This is a genomic window from Prevotella scopos JCM 17725, assembly GCF_018127785.1.
GTDB classification, from domain to species: Bacteria; Bacteroidota; Bacteroidia; order Bacteroidales; family Bacteroidaceae; genus Prevotella; species Prevotella scopos.
The window spans coordinates 258,615-284,972 of sequence record NZ_CP072390.1; the positions used below are offsets into that span (position 1 = coordinate 258,615).

The 26,358-nt window shown below is 39.0% G+C and carries 15 protein-coding genes; 1 reads left to right on the top strand and 14 read right to left on the bottom strand.

From position 1 onward, the window contains the following. Positions 1 to 201 precede the first annotated feature (201 nt). The 8 genes from J4856_RS06385 to J4856_RS06420 form a co-directional block, all read right to left on the bottom strand. Positions 202 to 2,391, bottom strand: coding sequence for a glutamine synthetase III family protein (locus tag J4856_RS06385; RefSeq protein ID WP_025836829.1), 2,190 nt, complete (start codon positions 2,389 to 2,391; stop codon positions 202 to 204). A 723-nt stretch (positions 2,392 to 3,114) separates the two neighbouring features. Next, positions 3,115 to 3,738, bottom strand: coding sequence for a helix-turn-helix domain-containing protein (locus J4856_RS13210; RefSeq protein WP_234967179.1), 624 nt, complete (start codon positions 3,736 to 3,738; stop codon positions 3,115 to 3,117). Positions 3,739 to 4,447: 709 nt separating this feature from the next. After that, the gene (locus J4856_RS06395; RefSeq protein WP_025836832.1) at positions 4,448 to 6,583 is read right to left on the bottom strand and encodes a helix-turn-helix domain-containing protein; all 2,136 of its coding nucleotides are present in this window, start codon (positions 6,581 to 6,583) and stop codon (positions 4,448 to 4,450) included. A 458-nt stretch (positions 6,584 to 7,041) separates the two neighbouring features. Then, positions 7,042 to 7,950, bottom strand: coding sequence for a TIGR02757 family protein (locus tag J4856_RS06400; RefSeq protein WP_025836834.1), 909 nt, complete (start codon positions 7,948 to 7,950; stop codon positions 7,042 to 7,044). Positions 7,951 to 8,078: 128 nt separating this feature from the next. Next, a complete protein-coding gene (gene bcp / locus J4856_RS06405; RefSeq protein WP_025836836.1) occupies positions 8,079 to 8,534 on the bottom strand; it encodes a thioredoxin-dependent thiol peroxidase in 456 nt (151 codons plus the stop codon). 280 nt (positions 8,535 to 8,814) lie between these two features. Further along, entirely contained in the window at positions 8,815 to 10,047 is a 1,233-nt protein-coding gene (locus J4856_RS06410; protein WP_025836838.1) for an LL-diaminopimelate aminotransferase, read from the bottom strand. An 81-nt stretch (positions 10,048 to 10,128) separates the two neighbouring features. Further along, positions 10,129 to 11,019 (bottom strand): diaminopimelate epimerase, encoded by an 891-nt coding sequence (gene dapF / locus J4856_RS06415; protein WP_025836840.1) that lies wholly within the window; start codon positions 11,017 to 11,019, stop codon positions 10,129 to 10,131. A 607-nt stretch (positions 11,020 to 11,626) separates the two neighbouring features. After that, positions 11,627 to 13,654 carry a M13 family metallopeptidase gene (locus J4856_RS06420; RefSeq protein ID WP_065367625.1) on the bottom strand — a complete coding sequence of 676 codons (2,028 nt, stop codon included), beginning with the start codon at positions 13,652 to 13,654 and terminating at the stop codon, positions 11,627 to 11,629. A gap of 768 nt (positions 13,655 to 14,422) precedes the next feature. On the opposite strand from J4856_RS06420, the gene J4856_RS06425 reads away from it, so the two are divergent. Continuing rightward, positions 14,423 to 15,598 (top strand): ATP-binding protein, encoded by a 1,176-nt coding sequence (locus J4856_RS06425; RefSeq protein ID WP_065367624.1) that lies wholly within the window; start codon positions 14,423 to 14,425, stop codon positions 15,596 to 15,598. A 138-nt stretch (positions 15,599 to 15,736) separates the two neighbouring features. On the opposite strand, the gene J4856_RS06430 is transcribed toward J4856_RS06425, so the two are convergent. The 6 genes from J4856_RS06430 to J4856_RS06455 all read right to left on the bottom strand — a co-directional run bounded on the left by J4856_RS06430 (position 15,737) and on the right by J4856_RS06455 (position 26,127). Next, positions 15,737 to 18,115, bottom strand: coding sequence for a DUF2339 domain-containing protein (locus tag J4856_RS06430; RefSeq protein WP_242403043.1), 2,379 nt, complete (start codon positions 18,113 to 18,115; stop codon positions 15,737 to 15,739). 525 nt (positions 18,116 to 18,640) lie between these two features. Then, positions 18,641 to 19,693, bottom strand: a complete 1,053-nt coding sequence (locus J4856_RS06435) for an NAD-dependent epimerase/dehydratase family protein (protein WP_025836844.1) — start codon at positions 19,691 to 19,693, stop codon at positions 18,641 to 18,643. Positions 19,694 to 19,778: 85 nt separating this feature from the next. After that, a complete protein-coding gene (locus J4856_RS06440) occupies positions 19,779 to 20,513 on the bottom strand; it encodes an IspD/TarI family cytidylyltransferase (protein WP_025836846.1) in 735 nt (244 codons plus the stop codon). 43 nt (positions 20,514 to 20,556) lie between these two features. Next, complete coding sequence (locus J4856_RS06445; protein ID WP_025836848.1) at positions 20,557 to 21,387, bottom strand: LicD family protein; 831 nt, start codon at positions 21,385 to 21,387, stop codon at positions 20,557 to 20,559. 822 nt (positions 21,388 to 22,209) lie between these two features. After that, positions 22,210 to 22,374, bottom strand: coding sequence for a hypothetical protein (locus tag J4856_RS06450; protein WP_172823678.1), 165 nt, complete (start codon positions 22,372 to 22,374; stop codon positions 22,210 to 22,212). 12 nt (positions 22,375 to 22,386) lie between these two features. Then, positions 22,387 to 26,127 (bottom strand): hypothetical protein, encoded by a 3,741-nt coding sequence (locus tag J4856_RS06455; protein WP_065367623.1) that lies wholly within the window; start codon positions 26,125 to 26,127, stop codon positions 22,387 to 22,389. Positions 26,128 to 26,358: the final 231 nt, after the last annotated feature.

The following is a 26,358-nucleotide window of genomic DNA, read 5'->3' on the forward strand; positions in this document are numbered from 1 at the left end:
AATAGACAAGTAGAAAGGTTGGTTGTACTCTTCTGCATTCAGTCATGTAATTCGTAGTTCTGTTCATTCCTTTTGTTTCCGTCTTCATTATGTACTCTGAATTATCAGTACATTGTGTATCTTCTGTCCATCTCAATTTACGAAAAAACTCATTACCCAAATACTTGGATAATGAGTTTATATACCGATGAAATCGTTATTTTATCTGATGAAGAGTAGTTCTCTATACTTAGGGAGTGTCCACAACTCATCGCTGACAACTAGCTCTAGTTTGTCTATGTGATAGCGTATCTCTTCCATCTTCGGAACTATTGTGTCATGATAAGCAATCGCTCTGTCACGTTGACTCTCAGTCTTGTTAGCCTGCTTACGAGCATTGACAAGTTCTTCAACTTCTGTCTCAATGATATTCGTACGTTCAGCAATCTCACGTATGATCTTGATGTTTCGTTCGCTGAGTTTCTTGCCTTCCACATCTCCAAAGATGTTAACCATGTTCTGCACGTTCTTCGCAAGCTGACTCTGATAGTGGGTAGCTACAGGGATGATATGATTCATCGTTAGGTCACCCATTACACGTGCTTCAATTTGTATCTTCTTCGTATAGGTTTCCCATTTTACCTCGTTACGTGCTTCCAGCTCATTACGATTCATCACATTCATCGATTCAAACATCTTGATTGAATCTTCGTCAAGATATCGGTCAAAACATTTAGGACAGTTTGATTCGCAGTCGAGTCCACGTCGCAGAGCCTCTTTCTTCCAACTCTCAGCATATCCATTTCCATCGAAGTGAATTGGCTTACTTGTCTTGATATCTTCACGAATGATGTCGATGATGGCAGATGGTAGTTCTTCACCTTTTGCAACCAAAGCGTCAACTCGTTCACTGAAGTTCTGTAGGGCTTCTGCTACTGTGGTGTTGAGTACGATCATGGCTGATGCACAGTTAGCTCCAGAACCGACGGCACGGAATTCAAAGCGGTTTCCTGTAAAGGCAAAAGGCGATGTTCGGTTACGGTCAGTGTTGTCAATCAATAACTCTGGAATTTCTGGGATATCCATCTGTAAGCCAGTTTTACCCCTCAGACTGAAGATGTTTTCTTTATCTGACTTCTCTATATGTTCAAGTAAGTCACTAATTTGTTTTCCTAGGAAAGAAGAGATGATTGCAGGTGGTGCCTCGTTCCCTCCAAGGCGATGGTCATTAGTTGCGCTCATCACGGATGCTTTCAGGAGTCCATTATGCTTGTAAACAGCCATCAATGTCTCAACGATGAAGACGACGAAACGAAGGTTGTCGTTGAAAGTCTTTCCTGCAGCGTGAAGGAGAATTCCGTTGTCGGTGGTAAGACTCCAGTTGTTATGCTTGCCAGAACCATTGACTCCATTAAAAGGTTTCTCATGTAAGAGAACACGAAAGCTATGTTTGTGAGCAACTTTCTTCATGAGTGACATCAGTAGCATGTTATGATCTACTGCAAGGTTGCATTCCTCAAAGATAGGAGCCAGCTCAAACTGACCAGGGGCAACCTCATTGTGACGTGTCTTGCAAGGAATACCCAATTCGAGTGCTTGAATCTCAAGATCCTTCATGAAAGCTTGTACACGCTCTGGGATTGTACCGAAGTAATGGTCATCCATTTGTTGGTTCTTTGCAGAGTCATGTCCCATCAGTGTACGACCTGTAAGCATAAGATCTGGGCGGGCAAAGTATAAATTCTCATCTACAAGGAAGTATTCTTGTTCCCATCCAAGGTTCGTGTGAACCTGCTTTACGTCTTGATAAAAGTATTGGCAAACCTTAGTTGCTGCGACATTCACAGCATGGAGTGATTTTAATAGTGGTGCTTTGTAATCAAGTGATTCTCCAGTATAAGATATAAAAATTGTAGGAATACAAAGTGTGTCTTCGATGATGAATACAGGACTAGTTGGATCCCAAGCTGAATAGCCGCGTGCTTCAAAAGTATTTCGGATTCCTCCATTTGGAAAGGAACTGGCGTCAGGTTCCTGCTGAACGAGTAGTTTTCCAGAGAACTCTTCAATCATTCCCCCTTTACCATCATGCTCGATAAAGGCATCATGTTTCTCGGCAGTTCCTTCTGTTAATGGTTGGAACCAGTGAGTGTAGTGTGTCGCACCATGTTCTTCTGCCCATTTCTTCATGCCTTGCGCTACTGCATCAGCGATGGAGCGGTCTAATCGTGAACCGTTGTCAATTACGTCTATCAGCTTTTGGTACACATCAACGGGGAGATACTTGTACATCATTGTGCGATTAAAGACGTATTTACCATAGAACTGTTCTGGGCGTTCTGTAGGTGTCTTGACTTCTAAGGGGCGTTTCTTGTATGCTTCCTCAATAGCGCCAAATCTTAAATTTACCATATACTCTATATCTTATAATGAAATTTATATATGCAAAATTACAGATTTTCGGATTATCTGCAAAGTAATTAAGATATATTATTGCTCAGTAGGAAATAGGTGAGGAAATAGTCACACAAAAGGCTAATGATATTAAGCACTTTCACACTTTAGATTAACAAGTGTTTCAAAATATGAAGTGATAATCGTAAGTCTCCTAATGTCATTTGGCAAATTAAAGAAATTTCTCCCACCCTTTTTCTTATTGTGCCGATATTATTCTTTATGTATAGGGGTATGATAATCTAAATGTCTGAAGTTTTTCTCCGTCTAACTTCCCTCCTGTCGTGCAGAAGAGGAGAATGGAATTAAAGTATTCGATGGTTCCGTTAAAATAAAAAAGTGTACACCTGCTCACGCAGACGTACACTCAGCCACTTAACTAAATAACTCAAAAAATTATTTGACTCAAAAAATCATTAGGCTATCTTCTCACGAGGACCGTCCTAATTAGTTTAATTTGACTATTAACTTACTAATAACTATTTAAACGTAATTTGATTGCTACTCAAGAAATATCTTTAATTGACATCACAAAGATAGTGAATTTTAAGAAGAAATCATGCTATGATAAATAAATTATATTTGTTATAAGCGTTTTTTTCTTATTCTAACTACCTTTTTAAGCCTGAAACTCGTCAATTTTGCCGATTTCATCGGTTAATTTTGTGTTTTGAATGAATCCTACTTTGGAAGATTTTCATCTGCTTTTAATCTCTTTCTATAAATAGTAGGAGCTACTCCAAACCTTCTTTTAAAGGCTTTACTCATTGCCGCAAGGTCACTATAGCCACATTCGTATGCAATCTCGGATATGTTTTTATCGTGATTGCTGAGAAGTTTTTTACAATGAAGCATACGGCATTCGCTTTGCCATGAAAGGAATGTTTTGCCTGCAAACTCATAAATATAATAGGAGAGGGCTATGGTTGGAATTCCAATAGAAGCTGCCGTCTTTTCCATTGTAAGTTCTGTGTCTGACAATGGGAAAGGATCTTGATTTAACCAATGATCTATTTTCTCTTTTATACTCTTACCTTTTTTATAGCTCTTGAACTCTAAGATTCTAAGCTGCTGGTGTAGTTTTAAGTAGAAACGTGTGATAGTGATAACAGCAATAATCATGCCTAACTTAAGTATGACGTGGAATGTTTGAGATGGAACAAGTTGTCCGATTGTCATCATCACCAGAAGCGCTCCTACTCCGAAATACATCGTGTTACGTTGAGCTATACCCCTCATTTCACCATCTTCATCAATAAGTTGCTGCTTATATTGAAGCTGTTGCCTTACAATTTCTATAATCATCAGAATTTTACATAAGATAATTCCAAATGAAAACGCAATACGCATATAGGCTTGAATCGGTATAGGTTGTTTGAGTACAGCTATTAGCTGATCATAATTCTGAAAATGATAGATCTGCCCATTAAGTGCGTATATTATCTGTGGGACAAGTAATGCGATTGGAATAAGATTATAAAACAATAAAGCATACTTATTCTTGTAGATTTTCCCGTTACTAAAAGTAGTACAAGTAATGAGGAAAGATTCCCAAAGAAGATACAATGCCACTATCGATGGAACATATAATATCTCGGTTTCATCGTTGTTGCTTTGTATGAAATGACAGCAAAGATATAATAGCAACAGGCTGTAGTCCGATATTATTAATCTGCGCTTAAACGTGAGTGGGCCACTCGGTGACCTCCAGTATATTGTTGCAATAATGGCAAAGCATATAGCCGTAGTGGTTATAGCTGCCAATGAGGAAGCATAACTTATTATCATAATTTATTTGTGTTGTTGTTTAATACAAAGTTACATAATTTATCTCAAAAACTAGGCTTGTCATGTTATAAAAGATGGTTTGTGTGGAGATTTATGTTGTATCACAACGCTTCAAAGCACAATTTATTTTATTGTACTTTCTTTTTTATAGACTTTTGATTGTTTAATCATTTTGTTTCGAAAATAATATTTTAGGTTCAGGATTGCTAAAGTTCTTTTTTGTTTCTTATGTCATAGTTGATTTCATTACTAAGTTTATGTCATCATAAGTTATGTCGGAAGGACACAACTCTTTTATAGGTTTCATACCTTCTTCCTTTCCTACAGCTTTAATAATGCGTTTGATGAGATTGATTTTCTTTTCTTCAATTAGTTCATTAAGTTGGATGTCTCCTTGTTGGATATAAGGGAAGAGATGTCTCAGGATTGTGCCTCGTGTAAACCCTCGTTCTTTTGCAATTTCATCAATGCTCTTTCCTGCTTTGAAAAGGGTAAAGGTTTGTTCATTTGTTTTTATCTTGTTTTCTTTCTGTTTTCTTTTCTTCCTTTCACTTCCATCAGAAATACTATTGAGAATAGCCTCCTGTTTTGCTGTGAGATAAGTTGTGATTGAGAAACCTTCTTTCATGATGGTGTCCAATAATTCATGCTTTGCATGATAAGTCTGTTTAAGCTCTGTATAAGCGTTGTCAAAACGTTTTGCACCAACCTTATTGTTCGTTTGAGGCTCTTTTGTTAGCTCAAGCAGGTGGCTGAATAGTTCGGTCAGCTGACTATGGAAATATAGGGCCCCTTTCTTAATTCTTTCCTTGAAATCTTCTTCGTGAAGCTCCTCGGTGGTCATCTTCCTGATAAGATTCTCCCATTTCATCGATACATCAATGATGCGTGCGTCTAAGTCAGTAAGTGTCATCTTATGAAGCGCATTAATCTTAGTATATTTGTAGAAGAATTCAGACAACACTTTGAAAAGTGCTGTTTCGTACATCTTTAATTCGTTAAAGTTAAAAAGTTCGATGAGTAACTGACGATAGTACTCTTTTTTTAGAGTAGGTAAGATCGCAATACTCCTTTCAGCCTCTACTGTTTGGTTGGCTATATATTCATTAACCTTGTTGTCATTGATGATGGCAGCGTTGCCAATGGGCGAAGCCAAAACAAGACCTCCTAAGGTTTTGCATCGGCTTAAGGCAACATACACTTGTCCTGAGGCGAAGGATGCTTGTGCATCTATGATAGCATGCTCGAAGGTTAGCCCCTGACTTTTATGTATCGTTATAGCCCACGCCAGTCGTAGAGGGTATTGCTTGAAGGAACCTTGTACCTCTGCTTCAATTTGTTTTGTTTTTTCGTTCAGGGTGTATTTGGTGTTTTCCCAAGTCTCAATTTCAACTTCGAACTCTTCTTCGTCACCTGGGCAAAGGACAGCTATCTTTTTGTTATCAACATGCGTAATGTGTCCGATACGTCCGTTATAATACCGTCCGTTGTTATCATTGCGGATGAACATTACCTGCGCTCCCACTTTCAGTGTGAGGTTGAAGTCAGTCGGGTAGTTATATTCTGGGAAATTACCATCTGTTTCAGCACTGAAAGTATAGGCTTTTGTGGGAAGGTTTCGGAGTTGTTCTTCATTATAACTCTCTGCCATCCTGTTGTGCGTTGTCAATCGTATGTAATCGCTCCCATTTTTTGGTTGAAAGGCAGGGTTATACCGTTCATTGAGTCGTTGAAGGTCTGTTGCTGTCGTCTTTCCTTCTCGTATGTTATTAAGCAAGGAGATGAACGTATCATCTTGCTGGCGATAGACATGTGTTAATTCAATCGTCACATAGCTGATACTGCACAAAGCCTTTGAGCCGAAGAAATAGGGTGTCTCGTAATAGTGTTTTAAGAGTTCCTCTTCCTCGGGTGTAACAACGGGTGTAAGTTGTTGTAAGTCACCAATCATCAGGAGTTGCACACCGCCAAAGGGCTTGTTTGGTTCACGAAAACGGCGTAGAACAGAGTCGATGGCATCTAAGACATCGGCACGTACCATACTGATTTCATCGATGATAAGCAAGTCGAGTGTACGCATAATCTTCCGTTTCTCCTTGCTATAATCGAATCTATTTTTAATATTAGAATTTGGTACGAACGGAGAGAGTGGTAACTGAAAAAACGAATGAATGGTCATGCCACCTGCATTGATGGCAGCTACTCCAGTAGGTGCAACAATAATGTTTCGCTTATTACTGCGTTCTTTGAGTGTTCGGAGGAAAGTGGTCTTACCTGTACCAGCCTTTCCTGTAAGGAAAATACTTATTCCGGTGTGTTCAACAAAGTCCCACGCATTGCGTAATTCTTGGTTTTTCTCCATTCTTCAGCGTATTTTTTGCTAACGGCTAGCAAAGGTAACTCAAATATTTGAGAATAGCAAATGATATTTTCTTGATTTACATCAGTTGGCTTGATGCAAGGTAATAAAAGGGCGAATTCAACACATACTAGTCGATTTCTTTTGTGTTACCTCTTGTTTCTGCTTAACTTTGCACTCGTAATAAGGATAACATTAATATAAACGAGGGGACAGTGGTGCCCCCATTAAAGGTAAAAAGATTATGATTTCAGTAGTATTGTCAGCTGTTGTAGTAGCAGCATTAGTAGCAAAGGCAGTTAATGTAAATAAGCATATCACTGCCTAATTTAAAAGTAATTTAGAAATTTGAGAGTAATAACAATTTCCCGACTTCGTTTTGAATGGAGTCGGGATTTGCGTTTATGTAATACTTTCTTTCTTCTTCGATAGTGCTATCCTACCAAAGTTTGGAAGTGCTGTTAATGACTTACTCCATACCCAAAGAGTGCAAAGTCGGCTTTTAAAGGGTCGTCCGGAAAAATCTCCAGGAGTTTATCCGTAAGCTTTCGTGCCACCGACATGGAAGCTGTCTTACTTGAGATAAGGCCTAATTGTAGAGATTGTTGTATGACGTGGGTGTCAAGTGGTATGATGAGTGAGCGTTGGTGGATGAAGTCTGACCATATACCAAGATCAACTGATGAGTCGGTACGAACCATCCATCGTAGAAACATACAGATACGTTTGCAGCTCGAGGTTGTGTTCTTCGGTACAATCCCTATTGCATCGTGTTTTAAGAAGAACTCGCAAATAGCTTCAATAGCAGTGATTGCATCTGTTTGTGGATTGTCTTTATTTATATTAGCATAGTAACGAATGTAGTTTTCTAAATCTCCGTAAGTTTCATACATGGTTTGTAGTGCATGGAGAAGGGCGCGTAGCATTGAATTGGTATAAAGACGATAAAAGCATTGGTCATTATCAGGTATATCCAATGCAAATCTTCCTGATCTAATCCATTCGTAAGGTTCACTACGAGAACAGTCTAGAAGATATTGTATGCGTGGTATGAATACTCGCCGTGAACCATAGCTTAAACAAGAAGCTATAAAAGCGATAGTCTCTTGATTTCTTTTCCCGAGAACTTGGTGCATGAACCATGAAGGATCACTATTGAGAAACGAAGAGTTTTCATATTTGTTTGCAAGGGTAAGGAGCTTTCTTCGTAGAGCTTTCACTTCTGTCTTGTTACAAAGCGACCTCACTACCCCTTTCTCTTCATTCGAAGGAGAAAGTGGTTGGTGAGGCTTCTTTGTTTTGTTAAGACTTTTGCAGTTAATGCTTTTTGTCTTTTTTATCGTATCGCTTGTTCTTGGAACTTTAGGCATAGTAGTGTAGTCTTTCTGTTATCATATCTCTTTTAGCGGAGAGCGTGGTCTATTATTTTGTAACTATCGTTCTCTATACTTAATGAGCTTGTTTTCAATCCTTCATTGCTATGCCTTTATATAACAAGTTACTCTCCTGCAAGAATCTGTGCAGCGTGATCCTTAGTTTTAATCTGCTTAGGTCCGATGATGCGCTCAATGATACCATCCTCGTTGATGATGAAAGTTGTACGGAAGGTACCCATGTAGGTGCGTCCATACATCTTCTTTTCACCATAAACACCGAATGTTTCAACGAGTTTTAGGTCGGTATCGGCAATGAGTGGGAAAGGAAGTCCATTTTTCTCGATAAACTTCTTGTGTGACTTCTCGTCCTGAATGCTTGCTCCGATAATTACATATCCCTTATCTCTTAACTCCTTGTAGTTGTCACGAAGGTTGCATGCCTGTGCTGTGCAGCCTGATGTTAAATCCTTTGGGTAGAAATAAAGAACAATTTTTTGCCCTTTATAATCGCTCAACTTAATCTCTTTTCCATCTTGGTCAATACCAAGAATCTCTGGTGCTTTATCCCCTACGTTCATAATTCGTTTTGTTTTAATTGTGATTTATCAGAATACAAAGATACAGAAAAGAAATGAAAAGATTACAGCCAGTGATGATAAAGGTGCTATAAATTGTTCTTAATGGTAGATACGATGGAATACAAGAAGTAAGCATAGTGTCAATAGGTGCAGTTTGAAAAAAGGTGTGGGATCTCATCTCACGATGAAATCCCACTGGTAACTAAAAATATCCCATTAACAATGGGATTTTGGTAGTTATTTCTTATATCTGATTGTCTGAAAAAGACGTTTTATATTCTTATTTCTTTAACCATTTCTTAATTCTAGCCATTGCTTCGATACAATCATTACGATCTCCAAAACTTGTGATGCGTATAAAACCTTCGCCAGCTAATCCAAAGCCAACACCAGGTGTACAAACGACTTGAGCACCATTGAGCATGTTCTCAAAGAACTTCCATGAAGGAGCATCGGCTGGTGTCTTTACCCATAAGTAGGGAGCGTTCTTTCCACCATAAACAGTCAGCCCTAACTCGGTTAAGCTCTCACGTATGATGCGAGCATTCTCCATGTAATAATCGATGGTCTGTTTAATCTGCTTCTTACCTTCTGGACTATAGATAGCTTCTGCTGCACGTTGGGAAATGTAGCTTGTGCCGTTGAATTTTGTGCATTGTCTGCGGTCCCAGAGTTGTGCCACTTCAATACATTTACCATCCTTTGTTGTTGCAGTCAACTCCTTTGGAATGATGGTATAGCCACAACGAATACCCGTAAAGCCAGCAGTCTTACTGTAACTATGGAACTCTATTGCTACCTTCTTTGCATTTGGTATCTCGTATATAGAGTGAGGAATGTCGCTATCTTGAATATAAGCCTCGTATGCTGCATCGTAGAAGATGATAGCATTGTGTGCCAGTGCATAATCAACCCACTTCTTAAGTTCTTCCTTGGTTATCACCATGCCCGTCGGGTTATTTGGATAGCAGAGATAAACCATATCGACACGATGGTCAGGAATCTGTGGTACAAACTTATTTTCCTCACCGCAGGACATGTATGTGACATTGCTCCAACGGCCATTCTCGAATACTCCTGCGCGACCCCCCATGACGTTAGAATCAATGTAAACAGGGTAGATAGGGTCGGTCACAGCCATTGTATTGTCTTGACTTAATAGGTCACCAATGTTTCCTGTGTCGCTCTTTGCACCATCGTTGACAAATACTTCGCAAGGGTCAAGGCTTATGCCACGTGCTTCGTAATCATTCTTGACAATGGCTTCACGGAGCCACAGGTAGCCCTGCTCAGGTCCATAGCCATGGAAGTGTTCCTTTGTTGCCATGTCATCGACCGCCTTGTGCATTGCCTCAATCACTGCGGGTGCTAAAGGTTGTGTGACATCTCCGATGCCCAGACTGATAACTTTCTTATCAGGGTGAGCAGTTTTATAAGCGTTTACTTTCTTTGCAATGTCAGCAAAGAGGTAATTCTTTTGTAATTTAAGAAACTCTTCGTTTATATGTGCCATCTTGTGTTCGTTCTGTTTGGATAATTCTATAAAAGATATCTCGCTTATTTCTTATTGACACTCTCTTTCTTGTTCTCTTCCTTATGGGAGTTCCGCCTCACCTTCGAAGGCAAAGGTTGCTGGTCCTGTCATGTAAATGTGGTTATCTTCCTTCCATTCAATTGAGAGAGTACCACCATCCATTTCTATCTCAATGGGTTTAGAGCGGTCGGCAATGTTGTTCTTTATAGCCGCAGTAGCTGTGGCACAAGCTCCTGTTCCGCATGCCATTGTGATTCCGCTGCCACGTTCCCATACGCGTGTTCGTAGATGATTGGCTCCTGTTAAGCATGCGAACTCTATGTTGCAACGCTCTGGGAAAGCTGGATTATGCTCTAATGCCTTACCTATGACTGTTAAGTCGGTGTCAGTGATGGGTAGCTTCGTATCGTCAATCTTGCTTTGATCAAGGAAGATAACGAAGTGTGGATTACCCATACTTACGAAAGTGGGTTGTACATCGTTGCTTCTCACTAAGGGAAGATGGTAAGGAACGAGGTTAGGAGAGGTCCCCTGATATTGTTCTTGTACATCAAACTTAGGCTCAAGCATATCAACAGTAACTGAATCTACATGTTTTGTGTCAGCACAGATATGTAGTTGTAGTACTTTAATCCCCGACAGAGTCTCAAGTTTAAGCTCTGTTTTTTCAGTAAGCCCTTTCTCAAAGAGATATTTTCCTATACATCTGCTGGCGTTGCCACACATCATTGCCTCAGAGCCATCTGCATTGAAGATGCGCATTTGGTAATCAGCATCCTTTACAATAGGCTTCCCAATCAGTACTAAACCATCACTTCCAATACCCATGTGGCGATTACTCCAAGCGATAGATGTAGTGTTTGGGTGAGGTATATCGTACTTCAATGTGTCAACATAAATGTAGTCATTACCAGCACCATGCATTTTGGTAAACCTTATCTTCTGCCCCATTGTGCAATTTTCTTTACTCTATTATGGGAACGTTAATTTTATTATCGGGTGCAAATATACAATATTTTATTGAATTAATAGATAAATAATCGTAATTCTTATCAAGAATATATTTTTTAATGATTATATAGTTTGTTTCTGCTTACTTGTTAATTTATTACAAAACATCTTTTCCTCAACATCTTAAGCGTATATTTATGATTGATATCTGATTTTCAAAGTCTTTTATTATTTGTTTATTTTTTATCATACATAGATGTTTGTATCAAGTTTCTTTATTTTTCTTTCATTATTGTATATGGTGTTCTTTTTGTTAAAGGTTTTATCTTGGGGTATCTCTTATTTGAAGAAGACTAGAATTTGGAGGTTATTTCTATAAGTTTTAGTCAGCTATAATGGTGTGAAAGATACATATTTTTTATTTTACAAATCTCTTGTTTTTATTTGTGATAGTCTCTTTGTAGCAGACGTTATTGTAATATAAGAAAAGGAGTATGTCCAGGTTGAATGGATATACTCCCTTATTTTGATATTTGAAGATGTTGATTATCCTATAAATGAAAGATTGTAATTACACTTATAGTTTATATCTAACGTTACTTCTTGTTTACCAGATGTGTGCACGACTCTGTTGTGGTACGAAGAGCTTGTCGCCTTCTTTGATGTCGAATGCTTTATACCAATTGTCAATCATTGGAAGGGCTGCGTTAACACGACTGATACTTGGTGAGTGAACGTCAGAGTTGACAATGTAAGCAACGAACTGAGGTGCAACATTGCTTGCCCAAACACGTCCCCAAGCGAGGAAGAAACGCTGTGCAGGTGTGAATCCGTCCATGTCGCCTAATGGCTTTGCCTTCATACTGTTTTCAAGTGCACGGAAGGCAATGTTCAAACCTCCGTTATCACCGATGTTTTCACCGAGTGTCTTCTCACCGTTAACATACAAGCCTGGGATTACTTCCTGCTTGTTGAACCAGTCTACAAGGACCTTTGTACGAGCGTCATAGTTCTTCTTATCCTCTTCTGTCCACCAGTTCTTCATATTACCATCCTTGTCAAATTGACAACCTTGGTCGTCAAATCCGTGGCTCATCTCATGACCAATGACAGCACCGATAGCACCATAATTAGCTGCATCATCCACTGTTGGATCGAAGAAAGGAGGCTGGAGAATAGCTGCAGGGAAGTTAATACTGTTGGTTGTTGGGTCATAGTAAGCATTAACCGTCTGTGGAGTCATGTGCCATTCCTTCTTATCAACAGGCTTACCCCAGCGTTTAGCAATACGATACTTCATAGCTGCTTCCTGTACAGCCTTCACGTTTTCAATCAATGACTTATTGTCATCAATCACGAAGACGCTATCCATATTCTGCCATTTATCAGGATAACCGATCTTAATATCAAATGCCTGCAACTTCTCTATAGCCTTTTTCTTTGTTGCATCAGTCATCCATGTGTTCTCTTCGATACGCTGTGCAAAAGCATCTTGGAGGTTCTTTACCAATGTAATCATACGTTGCTTGCTGCTCTCAGGGAAGTATTTCTGTACGTAGAGCTTACCTACAGCCTCACCCATGATACCCTGTACGAAAGACAAAGCACGCTTCCAACGTGGCTGTTGCTGCTGAACACCGTATGCCACCTTGGTATATTCAAAGTTACGATCAGAGAAGTTATCAGACAACATACCTGCAGAACTTGAGATAACAGCAAGCTCCATGTAGGCTTTCAATGCGTCTAACGGAGCCGTAGCAAGTATCTTCTCAACTTCATGTACAGGCTCTGGCTGCCCAACATCTACCTTTCCGCCGTTATTTGGATAGCCGGAAGCCTTCAAAAGGTAGTTCCAATCGACGCCAGGATAGTTTTTCAAGAGTTGTTCCCAAGTCATTGGGTGATAGTTAGCTTGTGGATCACGTGACTTTACTTGGTCATAGCTAACCTTTGCAATCTGGTTCTCAATTGAGAAAGCAGCCTCCATCTTCTTCTTAGCAGTTGCAGCATCGTTGCCAGTCATCTTGAACAAATCGTTGTTCAGACTCTTATATGCTGCTATGACAGCCTTCTGTTGATCGTTAGGCTTTGTATAATATTCTGGATCAAGACCAATACCACCTTGTGAGATACCAATGATATAACGGTCAGAGTTCATAGCATCTACTGTCATACCAAAGCCAACAGGGAAGGTGCCATAGCCTTTCACATCGAGGTCATACATCAGTTTGATAAGGTCCTTACGATTCTTTGCAGCACGAATCTTTGCCAATACAGGCTTAATAGGTGCATATCCCTCACGATTACGGCGTACACTATCCATGTAAAGGTTGTAGATAGAAGCAATCTTCTGTGCTACAGTGCCTTTCGTTTGTGGTTTCTTCGCATAATCCTCAACCATTTCACGGATGCGTTTCTTGTTCAATTCTTCCAAATCAACAAAGGCACCGTTCATTGGATGCTCCTTGTCAAGTGGATGACTCTTCAACCAGTTACCTGCAGCATACTCATAGAAGTTCTCACCGGGCTTCACGTTAAAGTCCATGTTGTTGCGGTCTACACCCGACTTCAGTCCCTGTGCCATAGCTGATGTAGCTATGAATGAGGCTGCAAAAAGTAAGATTTTTGCTTTCATGTGCTTATTGTTTTATGTGTTAAATATATACTTTTTTGCCATCTAATTTTACTCCTTTTCATCTTGAAAGATGATGTTAAGAAGTCACTTTTTCTTTGATATTATCTTATTACAAAGGTAAATAAAAAAGACTAATGTTATTCTATTAGTCGTTTTTTTTGATGAAGAACTACGTTTGTGACTTGATTTTTTCATTCTTTTAACATGCGCTACCAGTATTTTTTTGAGTCTTTAAACTTGTAAAAGCACTACTTTGTGGGTTATTACTATCTGTTGCTGAAATAGTATCCTTTTGTGTGTGAAACTGTTTTAACCATATATTGGTTAGTTTGTTTTTAGTTGTATAACTCGTTTCTATCAATAAGTTGAACCCATTTTGATAATTTATTGTAATGTGTTTAGCACTCCGCACCAATGGTGCGGAGCCCCAACACCATTGGTGCGAACCATCAACACGACGTGTGCGGAGTAGTTGCACATGGGTTGAAGATGGGAAGAATGGTGTTTAAAGGCTATTATAATAAAGATAATAAGAGGTTAATAGTTAACTAATATGTGGAAAAGCTTTACTATATAGTCCTGTTTATAAGCATTTCTTAATAGTATGTATAATCGAAATTGCACTGCGGATAGTGCAGGATTTAAGATATAATGCACTGTGAACAGTGCAGTTTTTAACATTAATTGCACTGCCGACAGTGCAATTTATTAGTACTTTTGCTCTATGCTTAGTGTGTTTTTTGTATCTTTGTAGCAAAAAGAAGAGTTATGGATATTAGTTTAATACAATTTATGAAGGAAAGGATAGAGCACACCTCTACCACTTTTCATCGTTATTTATATAATCGTATAGACTGGGGAAGACAGATGTTAGGACTGGTTGGTCCACGTGGTGTCGGTAAGACAACGATGTTTCTACAATATATAAAGGAACATCAGTCTGAGCAGAATATGCTTTATGTATCAGCTGATTATGTCTATTTCTCATCTCATACACTTATTGATTTAGCTGATGAGTTTAGTAGAGAAGGAGGAGAATATCTCTTTATTGATGAAATTCATAAGTACTCAGGTTGGGCACAAGAACTAAAGCAAATATATGATACTCATGTTGATTTGAAAGTTGCTTTTACAGGTTCGTCGGTTCTTGATATAATACAAGGAGAGGCAGACCTTAGCCGTCGTGCTCCAGTTTATCATTTGCAGGGGCTGTCTTTCAGAGAGTATCTGGAGATGTTTAAGGGCATTGTTGTCCCAACTTATAGCTTAGAAGATATTCTTCAACATCGTGTGGAACTCCCCAAAGGTTTGGAGCGTCCATTACCTTTGTTTAAAGAGTATTTGCGTCATGGGTATTATCCATTTGGAGATGACGTCGAGTTTATAATGTTATTAAACCAAAGTGTCAATCTTACGATGGAGGTTGATATACCACAGTTTGCAAATATGACGCTTTCAACAAGTCGTAAGCTAAAGAAGTTGCTTGCTATAATTTCACGTAGCGTACCTTTTAAGCCTGTTATGGATTCTTTAGCAACAATGGTGGGAGTGAGCAGGAATGTACTTCCAGATTACTTCTTGTATATGGAAAAGGCTGGGATTATTAGTCAACTACGAGATGCTACTGGTGGTATAAGAGGGTTAGGTAAGGTGGATAAGGTTTATCTCGATAACCCTAATTTAGCTTATATCTTAGCTGGTAGTGAAGCTAATATTGGGAATATAAGAGAAACCTTCTTCTATAATCAGTTGAGAGTACATAATGATATTATAGTTTCTCGTATCTCAGACTTTGAGATTAATGGTGTAACCTTTGAAGTTGGAGGAAAGAGTAAGGGGCAAAAACAGATTGTTGAAGCTAAAAAGGGTTATGTAGTAAAAGATGATATCGAGATTGGTACAAGTAATATCATACCTCTATGGATGTTTGGATTGAATTATTAAGGTCTGCATCTCTCCTAATATAAATAGGTAAGAAACACGAATACTATACTAAAGCAATCGCCCTCATCAGTCCAAGATAAAAATGAAGTTTGGACAGATGAGGGCGATAGTTGTTATGTTAATGTCTGATGCTGAGGCTTATTCCTGTTCTTGTTTTTCCTCATTGAAAAGTGCATCTTTAAGTTTTTGATAGAGGAATGAGAGGATAAGAAGAATGGCTCCAAGGCTGATGAAGACAATAATCTTACCAAGAGCAGGCATTGCCCATACGTCATTGAGAATGAGTTTGCCAATGACAATACCGAATTCTGCCAAGCTAACAATACGAATCTCCTTACTGTGGTAACGCATACCGATACACATCAAGATGAAGGCTGCAATACCTAACGACAAAGAGAAGGCGGTACTGAAGTTTACTTCATTGAAAGTAATCAGCAATAAACGCGTCAAAGTAAGCCACGTCAGTGTTGATACGATAGCGTATTCTGTATGTAAGCTTCGCGGGTTAGAGGTAACAAGGAGTTGCCCACGCATACAATATGCCATATAAGCGATTGTTACAAGTGCCATTAACCACCTCAGTAGGAGTCCGTCTGGAACGGTGTCATTCCACACAGTCATAGCAAAAAGGATTCCTGCAAGATAGAGGCTAATCTCGTATGCTAACTTGTTTTCACTTATTTCGAAGCGTTTGCGCAGGATAAGTGCTCCTCCTAAGAGTATTATGTTTGCTGTAAGTAGAGACGCATACTCTGATATTGGTTGCTCAAGATGGAAGTGGAAGTTGTCTCTGAAAGCAAGGAACAGGATGCTAAAGCCCAACGCATAGGCAATAGCATTGCATGGAGTGTAAGCGATTAGACGTCTCATATCACTGAAAAACTCCTTATTATATTGCATAATGACAGCTGCAACAAAGTAGGCTATACTAACAAATGTTGTCACAAAGAAGGCACCATTGAAGAATAAACTGTCTCCTGTATTATGGATGAAAGTGTCAGTTGTTCTGTAGTATGCCAAAGCTCCCATCGTTAGGAGCAATAATATTGCAGAAGCCCATTCGTAGATTCTGTTTTTCTCCTTTGTGAAGAGCCACAAAAGAAGTACAGCCTCAGCTGCCCATACCATAAGAACATTGGCTGTGCTGAACAGAATTGGAATACCCATAGATGCGAATGTGACCGCAAGTCCTAACATAAGGTTGCGCAATGTGTCCTGTCCTTCGACACGGAATCGCAAATAAAGGTGTATTGCCAGATTGACACCAGCAATGAAGAAAGCTAAGTAAGCTGTTGTGTCAGATGATGCCTCGAAGTGTTGTAAGAGGAAATCGCCATAAATAAGATACATGAAGCTATTAGCTGTGATGATAGCCAATAGTCCAAGTCTGGTATTTTCACCATACTGTGTGCGCAGAATAAAGACAATAGGCAATAGGAAAATGACGTAGAATAGTGTTGCAAAAGCAAATAGGGTAGGATAAATTGTAACAGCTTCACTATCTGTGAATGATCCTATTGCAGTCGTTCCCCATAATATTATATAGGTGAAACCGAAGGATACCATAGGTAATATAGCCCATCTCTTATACATTGCAAGGCAGAACATACCAATGTTCAGAATACCGATATAAATCTGTAGGCTAATGATACTACTTGAGTCTGTGCTAATAATGAATGGTGCAATAAAGCCACCAACGAGTGCTGTGACTGCTAATTCCTTCCTATCGTATAGGACGGAGACTGCCGACATGAAGATAGTAGTGGCGCATAGGATAACAAATGCCATCGTGTGAGAGAACAAGTCATAGTAATGGAAGGCGATGGCTGTAATCAAATAGTAGATACCAAAGGCACCACCTGCTAACAGTGAACTGAAAGTATGGTAGCGTTTGTGTAATCGTTCAGCCAGTACTAACATACCTGCACCGACAGCATAGCCCATCAACGTACGTGCTGTCTCATTGATCCAGTTCTGGTCAATAGCATATTTTACGAAGAAACCGATACCAATAATAAAGATGAGAATACCAATCTTTCCAAAGAGATTCTCACCGATATATTTCTCAAAGTTGGTCTCAGAAGTGGCGTATTCTTCTATTTTCTCCTCTTTCTCCATAGCCATTGCAGGCTCTTCCTGCTCTTCTTCTACAGGTTCTTCAATGGTGTCAGGAGTCTCCTCCTCAACTTCAGGAGTCTTATCTTCCGTTTTCTCAATAGGAATTTCAATCGTAGAAGGTCTGATATCCTCATTGTGTACAATAGGAATTTCTATAGTTTCTGGTGTCTCTTGTAGCTCAGGCAGTTCGTTTTCAACTGTAGTCTCTGTTTCTTCAGCCTTTTCGGTTGTTGGCATTTCGTCCTTTATTGGTTGTTGCCACCAGTTAGGATTAGGACTAACGGATTCTTTCTGAACTTCCTTCGGAGTTTCTGTAATCTTCTCCTGAGGTTGCTCTATATTCTCTTTTGGCTTTGTTTCTGTTGCTAATTCAGCTTGTTTCTGATTTTCACGCTGCATCTTTTCAATGATAAGTTTCAGTGTGGAAATCTCAAAACTGACGTTGTTTAGTGTATTACTTATTTTGTTAAGCTTGGATATAAGATAAAAGAAGCCCAATAGTGATACCGCAAATAAAACGAGAACAAAAAGGAAAGAAATTCATATTCCATATTCTAAGGATTTAGTTTTGGATGTAAAGATAATGATAATGTATGATAATGACGAATGTTAACCAACAATAATACTTATTTCTTTTGTTTTTAAGGGTGGAAGACGTTGTTCTTTAAGGTTGCTTTTGATATCGTTAAGTAATTCTTTTCATGAAAGAAAAGAATTATTTTCACGAACATAAATATTTTTCTTCATGAAAATAAATATTTTTTTTCATGAAAATAATTCCCCTTCTGGTTAACTCAAAGAAGTGTAAACGATAGTAAACAGCTTTACTTTAAGTGGTTGGGTTGAGGCCTGGTGGTTATGTGTTCCAACCTCAAACTTAATGTTATAAGCGTATTGAGATAGTTTTATCTTTATGTAAGAAGCTTAGCTTTCTGTTTCCTTCATAGCGTCTATTAAACGACTGAACATTTCTTTTAATCCATATTCAGCCTTCCAACCTAGCTGATTGATACGCTTTGTGTCAAGTCGTAACTTAGTTGTTGGTGGATAACCCATTCCTTCCTGTAGCTGTATGACAACTTTTACGTGCTTAGGATTGATTTTTTTTGCTACTAATTCTGCCATATTACGGATAGAGATATAGGTATCGCTGTTGGCTACATTATATGCCTCCCCATTCTCTCCACGTAACAATAGATAGAGCATCGCACTGACCGCATCAATTGTGTAGCAATAGCTGTGACAGCCTTCACCCTTAGTATGTAGAATGATGTCGTTGTTGTTGATGACACTTCGTGCAAACTGGGCAAAGACACGATTGTCGTTTTTACCGACTCCTGCACCGAATGTCTGCGCTAATCGTGCTACCTTTACAGGTACTCCATATTCGACAGCATAATTATGGCACAAACCTTCAGCTGCCCTCTTTGCCAAAGGATAACAGCTTCGTGTAGCCATTGGATCAAGATATCCCTGCTTTTGCTCGGTAAGCGACTCCTTGTCGTCAGTAACAGAGCCATAAACCTCCATCGTTGAAGCAAAAACAAGTGATTCTACTTTTTTCTCCTGCGCATAGGTAAGGATGTTCTGCATACCAAAATATATCGTATTCATCGTTTCAACGGGCTTCTCGATAAAACCCTTTGAGGCTGTCGGAGCAGCAAAATGAACGATGTAATCGATGTTTTTTGAAGGTTTGAAAGGTGCCATTGAGGAAAAGTCATAAGCATAATAGCTTAATATTTCGCCTTCTTTGCCAAACATCTCTGTTGCCTTTTCGGTGTTTCTTACAACTGCAATGACGTGCAGATTGATACCTTTTTCTGTTGATAAAGCCAAAAGGCAACGCACCATACAGGAGCCTAATAGCCCCGTTGCGCCTGTTACAGCAATGGTTTTGTTTCTCAGTTCTTCTGCTAATGCAAACTTTCCAACAAAGTTTTTTATATCTTCTTTTAGTATCTTACTGCTTATCATCTCAAAGTTATATAAACGACGATCCTTTAATTGTTTTCTTTTCTGTAATAGTAAATCCTCATCCTATTGGATGAAAGGACGAGACTTATAAACCAAATATTTGCTGATCTTCGTGTACCTTCACCATGGCACGTAATACAAAGAAGTCCGTTGGGGTTGTAATCTTAATGTTTTCCATTGGTCCAATGATGGTCCCAAGTTTATAACCATAATGGCTCATCATCGTACAAGAGTCGATGAAATCAGACTTTTCTTCCTCTAAGGAGCGTCTATGTGCGCTGATAATATCCGATAAGCGGAAACTTTGTGGAGCACGGGCAATGAGTGAGTCTGCACGTGATGGAATCTCTAATGAGCCATTTGCTTGCTTCACAATAAGCGTTTCTGTTGCAGGAATACAGGTGATACAACTTCCCACCTCTTCTACTTTCTTGATGTTATCCGTAATCGTCTCCTCTGTGATAAGCGGTCGCACACCATCATGAATGAGTACGATGGTGTTCTCATTGTTAACATTCTGACTTTGAGCATATGCCTCTGCAGCACATAGTCCTTTGTAGATAGACTCCTGTCCTGACTTTCCTCCAGGAATAACCTTTACTACTTTGTTTATTTCAAACTTGCGAAGTTGCTTCTCAAGGAATGGAATCCAACTCTCAATGCACGCTACAACGATAGCATCTATGTTCGGATGATTGTCGAATAACTCCAAGGTGTAGATGATAATAGGTTTCCCATTGAGGTCAAGAAACTGCTTAGGACGTGATTTCGTGTGCATCCTCAGTCCTGATCCGCCTGCAAAGATTACTGCTATGTTCATAATTTTAATTTGGGATTTAAAGGGGGTGAAGGGATTCCTCTTACTACTTAAAGACGACATCTACCTTATGTCTGTCACGTTTATTCCTTGGAGGTAGGTCCATATAGTTCCCGTAGGCGATGCGACAGAACTCATCCACGTCTGCAGGACCTTCAAAAGTATAGCCCTCAAAAACGATATCTTTGTGTGGCATCATACAGCGACGTGGGTGTTGTTCATAGAACCAAGCGCCGTATGAGTGCATCCAAAGGTCTGGTTTTCCAAAGATTTTACCGAAAAAGCGGAACGTAGGAAAAACGATGTTGTGTAAAAGGGTATAGCTTGTCTGTGCTAAATGGGGGTGCTGACCTGCTAATTTTGCATTCACATTTACCGATAGTTTTGCAGCAAAACGTTGTAACCAAGGAATCATATTACCTTCGTATGGAAAGATGTCAACATGTAGGCCTCTGTATCTCTGTGCTTCATGTATTCTTCGGTCAGTGCTGCCTTGGCTTTCGTGGCTACGGTTTTCACTTTTCAAATCGCGTAAACATGCCCATTCTTTATAGAAGCCTGGGTCGGTATCATTGTCTTGTAGCACATATTGTGGATGAGGATGTGCTTTCAGATAATCGCATAAACGTCTGAAGTCCTTATAGCTTACAACCATGTCAATGTCATCATCCCAAGGAATAAAGCCCCCATGTCGTACAGCTCCTAACACATTACCGCCATCAAGACGGCAGGGAATGCCTATCTTTTTAGCAGTCTCCTGCAGGTAGATAGCCATATCAAGCAGTCTCAACTGTGCTTTTCTGAGCACAGAACCGTCTGGGTTATATTCCTGTCGGAGACTTTCTTGTGTCTCTCCTGTGTTGAATGTTTCAATCATTTTCCTTTAATATACTTGTTGCAAAGATAATAAAAGATTATGACTTCACCTTCTGTCTTTATAAAAACTTATACATAGACTTCATTGTTAAACAGATATATTCTTCTTTGCTGTGCTATTTAAACATTTAGTTTATTTCTGTCTGTATCGTACTTTGCCATTAGTTGAATTGGTGCTGACCCTCTGCACAAATAGTGCTCAGCCTCTGCACCACTGGTGTGGGGCCTCCGCACCATAAGTGCAGATGGTGAGTGGAATCACTCATCAGGATTCCTTGCGATAAATTCGTATTATGTTGACTTGATGATTTCATTTTATCGTGCAATCCATAAATCTAATTTCCTGTCATTCCTGTCATTTATAAAGTATTGTTAATTTCTTGTATTACAATAAGATATGAGAATTGTTAAAAATGACAGCAACTTGAAAATGAGCTTTTTCTTGTTTTATGTAACGCTATCTTCGTTCTTTGGGAATACTTATCATTCCAAAATGTGTGCCTGTTTTTCATATTTTCCCTACTTAACTTTATATAGCTTTTGTTTCGTTTTGAAGTGTAAGCATTATCAATGTTTACCAACATTATTCAGCATGAAATCTATTAAAAAAATCCAAATGTCTGATTAACAATGTAATCAAACACTTGGATTTATCAGAAATTTTACATGGCTTAGTGCTGCTAATCTGTCAAGCTCGGAAAAATCTGACTTGAAAAAGGTATCATTTAAAAAGAGAATATCTCTCGTTTTGAAGGGATTTGGTACATCATAAAAGTTTTTTCATACTGAATTTTGAATAACATACCGCATCCCTATCTCATGGTTAATCAATATTTAACCAATCTGTATTATCATCAGAGTCTTCATCCTCAAAGAGAATCTGTGGTTTACTCTCTGCGTGATCACCTTGATCTGAGACCTCAATCAATAGAGACTCAATCTCTAACTGATACTTTTTAGTAAGTGGCTGAATATATATATATTTCATTTCTTTTCTTTTTTACTTTACAGTTATCTTCTTTCCATTAATAATATACAAGCCAGTTGGAACAGAGTATGTACGAGTTTCGCCAGACTTTACAATGGTTCTTGTGATGTTCTGTCCAGTAGCATTGTATATCTTCAGCTCAGTGTCCTTATTAGCTGTTGCAATAATGGTGTTATAAGCTGTTGTGATAGCTAATGTAGGTTCGTTAGCGATGTCTGTAATGCCAGTTGTTTCAGTGTTATTCTCATCGAAACTGATATTGAATATGCTGAACATCTTAGCACCAGCAGAGCTGCTGAACTCATAAGCTGCACGGAATGGCCACATATAGAATACTTCCTTGCGAAGGTTGCGCAAGGCAACGAACTTGTTGTAAGAGAAGTAGAATACATTAGGTCTGTCAGCCTTGTTCAAACGTAAGCCAGAGTAAGTGTGGTAACTCTTGAAGTTTGCTGCTGACCCATTCAGTGTGTTATTAATCATTCCGTCTTCGTTGAGTTGAGCCTTTGATATCGTTTTCTCGATGAGTGCAGCTTTCTCGCGTACAGTGAAGAGGATGTTGTTTGAAGCATTTGCACGTGGGAGTCGTACCATGTAAGACTTATTTGCTTCAGTATCTGTGTTGAGCTTCTCGAACTGAGCTGTAGCCTGATAGTCTGTTCCCTGATTCTGTGGAGTGCTGGTATAGGTTAAACCATTCTCCTTCATCTTACCAACTGTAAACTCAAAGAAACCACCATTGTCATCCTTATGGTCACCATTAGTGTCAACAGTGAGCTTGAATGGAAGTACGATAGAAGCATAAGTGTCTGCACCATAACCATTGTAAGTCATCTTACGCTCGTAGGTAGCAAACTTGTCGTCTGCCAACTTGATATCGTATGGAGCAAAGAATGGATTCTTATCGATGAGCTTAAACTCTACTGGGGATGTAAAGTCTGATGTGCTTCCTTCTTTTGCAACAGCAATGTTGTTAGCTGTAGCCTGTGCAGCAGAACGATAAGGGAGATAAACGATAGCGTTCTTTGCCAATGCATCACGGAATGTATTCATACTCATGATACCTGTTGCAGCATCGTTTGCACTACCAATAACACTGAACAACTGAGAGTTGTCTACATAGAGAACCTGGTCAAGTGATGTTGGTGCATTTGCTCCACCAAGTGCTGCGGTCATTGCATTCTTAATCTGGCTTAGCGTCAGATAGCCATAGCTTGTAGCACTCTCTGTATCATAGCCTGCAGCGGTTGTAGTAACTTTTGCCCCATACATAGGCTCCTCATTGTCTTGATCGGTGTCAGACTTATAGTAGTTGGTCTTGTCGTAGATTTTAACCCATTCTACCTTTGGGTCGTATTCACCTGTAGTCAACTTGATAGTTGTTGTATAATAGGCGAAAGCCTCATGCTGTTCCTTAACAGTTGGTGCAATGTTGTAACGTGTCTCATCCTTCGTGAATAGGTAAAGTGTTTTTGTTTCGTTCATTGCCACGATCGAGTTCTCTGCATTGAAGTTGCCACCCTGTGAACTATACGCAGCGCTACTAAATGGTGTCTCTTCGAGATATAATGTCGCCTGTGTGTTTCTGTTACGATCAAGCTGTGCAGAGTTGTTGAAGATGAATGGTTGGTTACCTGCCACCTTTACATCAATCTTATCTAAATAACTTTGGTTAGGGTTGTAATCGCTTGCATACAAGTCCTTACCTGTGATAGGAGTATATACAGAACCTACAAAGCTATAACGTGCCTTACCATCATGAGAATCACAATTCAGATAAGTGTCATCAGCAAAGAGAGACTTCAAATTGCGGAAAGAAAAGACTCCCTGTGATGGAGTAGAGAAGCCGGCAGGTACCTTATATTCAAAGAGGTCGCCACCCATCTTAAAGTCGGTTGCATTTGTAAAGGTACGTGTCATCTCCTCACCTTGTGCACCTGTACAAACGATGTCGGCAGTACTGATATAAGGGTTCAATGGCTCCATCTTTACATCTACATTCACTAAGGCTGTACCTGTAGTGTTTAGAATCTCAAACTTAACAGCATCGTTGTTAAGACCATTAATGGTAATAGAACCGTTTGATGCAGATGGAGTAACGGATACTTCCTGATAAACCGTCTGACCTGTCTTATCATACACCTTTATAGTGTAGTTTTGTGGGGTGTAGGTTGAACCAGCAGATTCACGCTTTCCGTAGAAAGTTGACTGGTCATAGTAAGAAAGAACAGCATAACTTCCATAAGCCTGTAGGTAGTATCTTGTTCTATACAATGAGTTATAAAGGTTTCCTTCACTGTCGAAGTACCAGTTTCTATAAGCACTTGTTTTAGATGTTGTTGTTGTAGCGTAAAAAGTACCAGTTGTCACACCACCACTCATAGTAAGATAATAGTAATATCCATACGCATCTTTTGTATAGATACGACCTTCAGAATCTTGCTCCCATGTCGTACCTTGTGTACTCCATGTAGGATATTGCGTGCTGTTAAAGGTTAGATATTTGTTGTTATCTCCCTTAATCTTAAATCCTTTTGTACCATAATTCTCATTTTTACCTAATGAGAAGTTAAAGGTAGCACCAGTGATACGATAACCAATAGGAACGACCTTTGTAGTTCCATCTTTATAGTTGTTTTCAACCTTTGTAGGACCTTCGATGTAGTAAATACCACTCTTCAAAGCATTCCAAATCTTTCCGTCGTTCTGTATAACAGAAATGTTTTCATTGTTACCTTCTTTCTTATTCCAGGTCCCATTTGCTACAGCTGTCTCATGGAAGAGCTTTACCTTAGCCTCCATTTGCTTTATGTTCTCTGGAACATAAGCTAAGAATGTCTTACCTGCCTTTGTTACCTTCTTAATTTCTCCGACATCAATTTTCCGAGTCTCAAAACCATTTTCAATTAAGTTAGTCTTGGTTTCTGAAATATTCGAAGGAGTCATAGAAACTGTGAACTCTACGTCTGGAGCATATTCTACTTCGATAGACTCATATTCAAAACCTGTGAGGACGTTATATCCCTTATTGATACCATTATGGTTTCCAATAAAGGTAAAATACAAAACAGATCCAAGGCTGGTTGTTCCATCACCTCGAGTGAGTGTATATGTATTTGACTGACCGCTTGCATCATGAGTTAGTTTTACAGGACTTCCTACCCATTTTGTAGCAATATTATCATCTGTGTTGATAGAATTTGGTTTGTTATTCGACTTGATATAATCTTCTTTGATTTCACCAAAGTACCAAGGGAGGTTTCGTCCCCATGTTAGGTGTCCATCAAATGCTCCATCAAGAATGTCATAGTCTGCTTGTCCATAACTACCTTTTAGCTTATTCTTAATCTTAATGGTGTACTTTGTGATACGGAAACCTTTAGGTACAGCTAAAGCTGCATAAGAGTTGTACACACCAGTAATGTGTACCATTCGATTATCTTTCTCATAGAAACGAATGTTACCAGTGTGGTTACGCATCAAGCCATCAGCAGAAAATTTTGGATTATCTGTTGTTGTGTAGGTAAGTGGCGCCTGATTGTGAATAAACATAGAGCCATATCCACTTTGAGATCCTGCCTCTAGACTACTCTCAGAACGTACAGAGATAATGTTACCTGTTTGTGGGCTAATAGTAACCTTTACGGCCTTACTACCTGTTTGTGCTGAGATGGCAATATTACACAAGAGTAATAATGCAATTACAACACAAAACTTAAGCCCATAGCGGGAGATAATTTTTTTTCTTTTCATCAAATAATTACGTTATTTATAAATCTAAAATATTTAACAATATAGTTGTGGATACTATATATGTTGTTTTTAGTTCGGTTAAATGTATGTATAAAATTACTTTGAATACAAATAATCTTGTTCTGTTTTGCAATAATTAACGATAAAATCGAGCCATTTGTATTTTATAACAGTTAACATATGTTTGTTTTGCTTATAGTCTTTTGAACGTTTGTAATATTATTGTTGAAG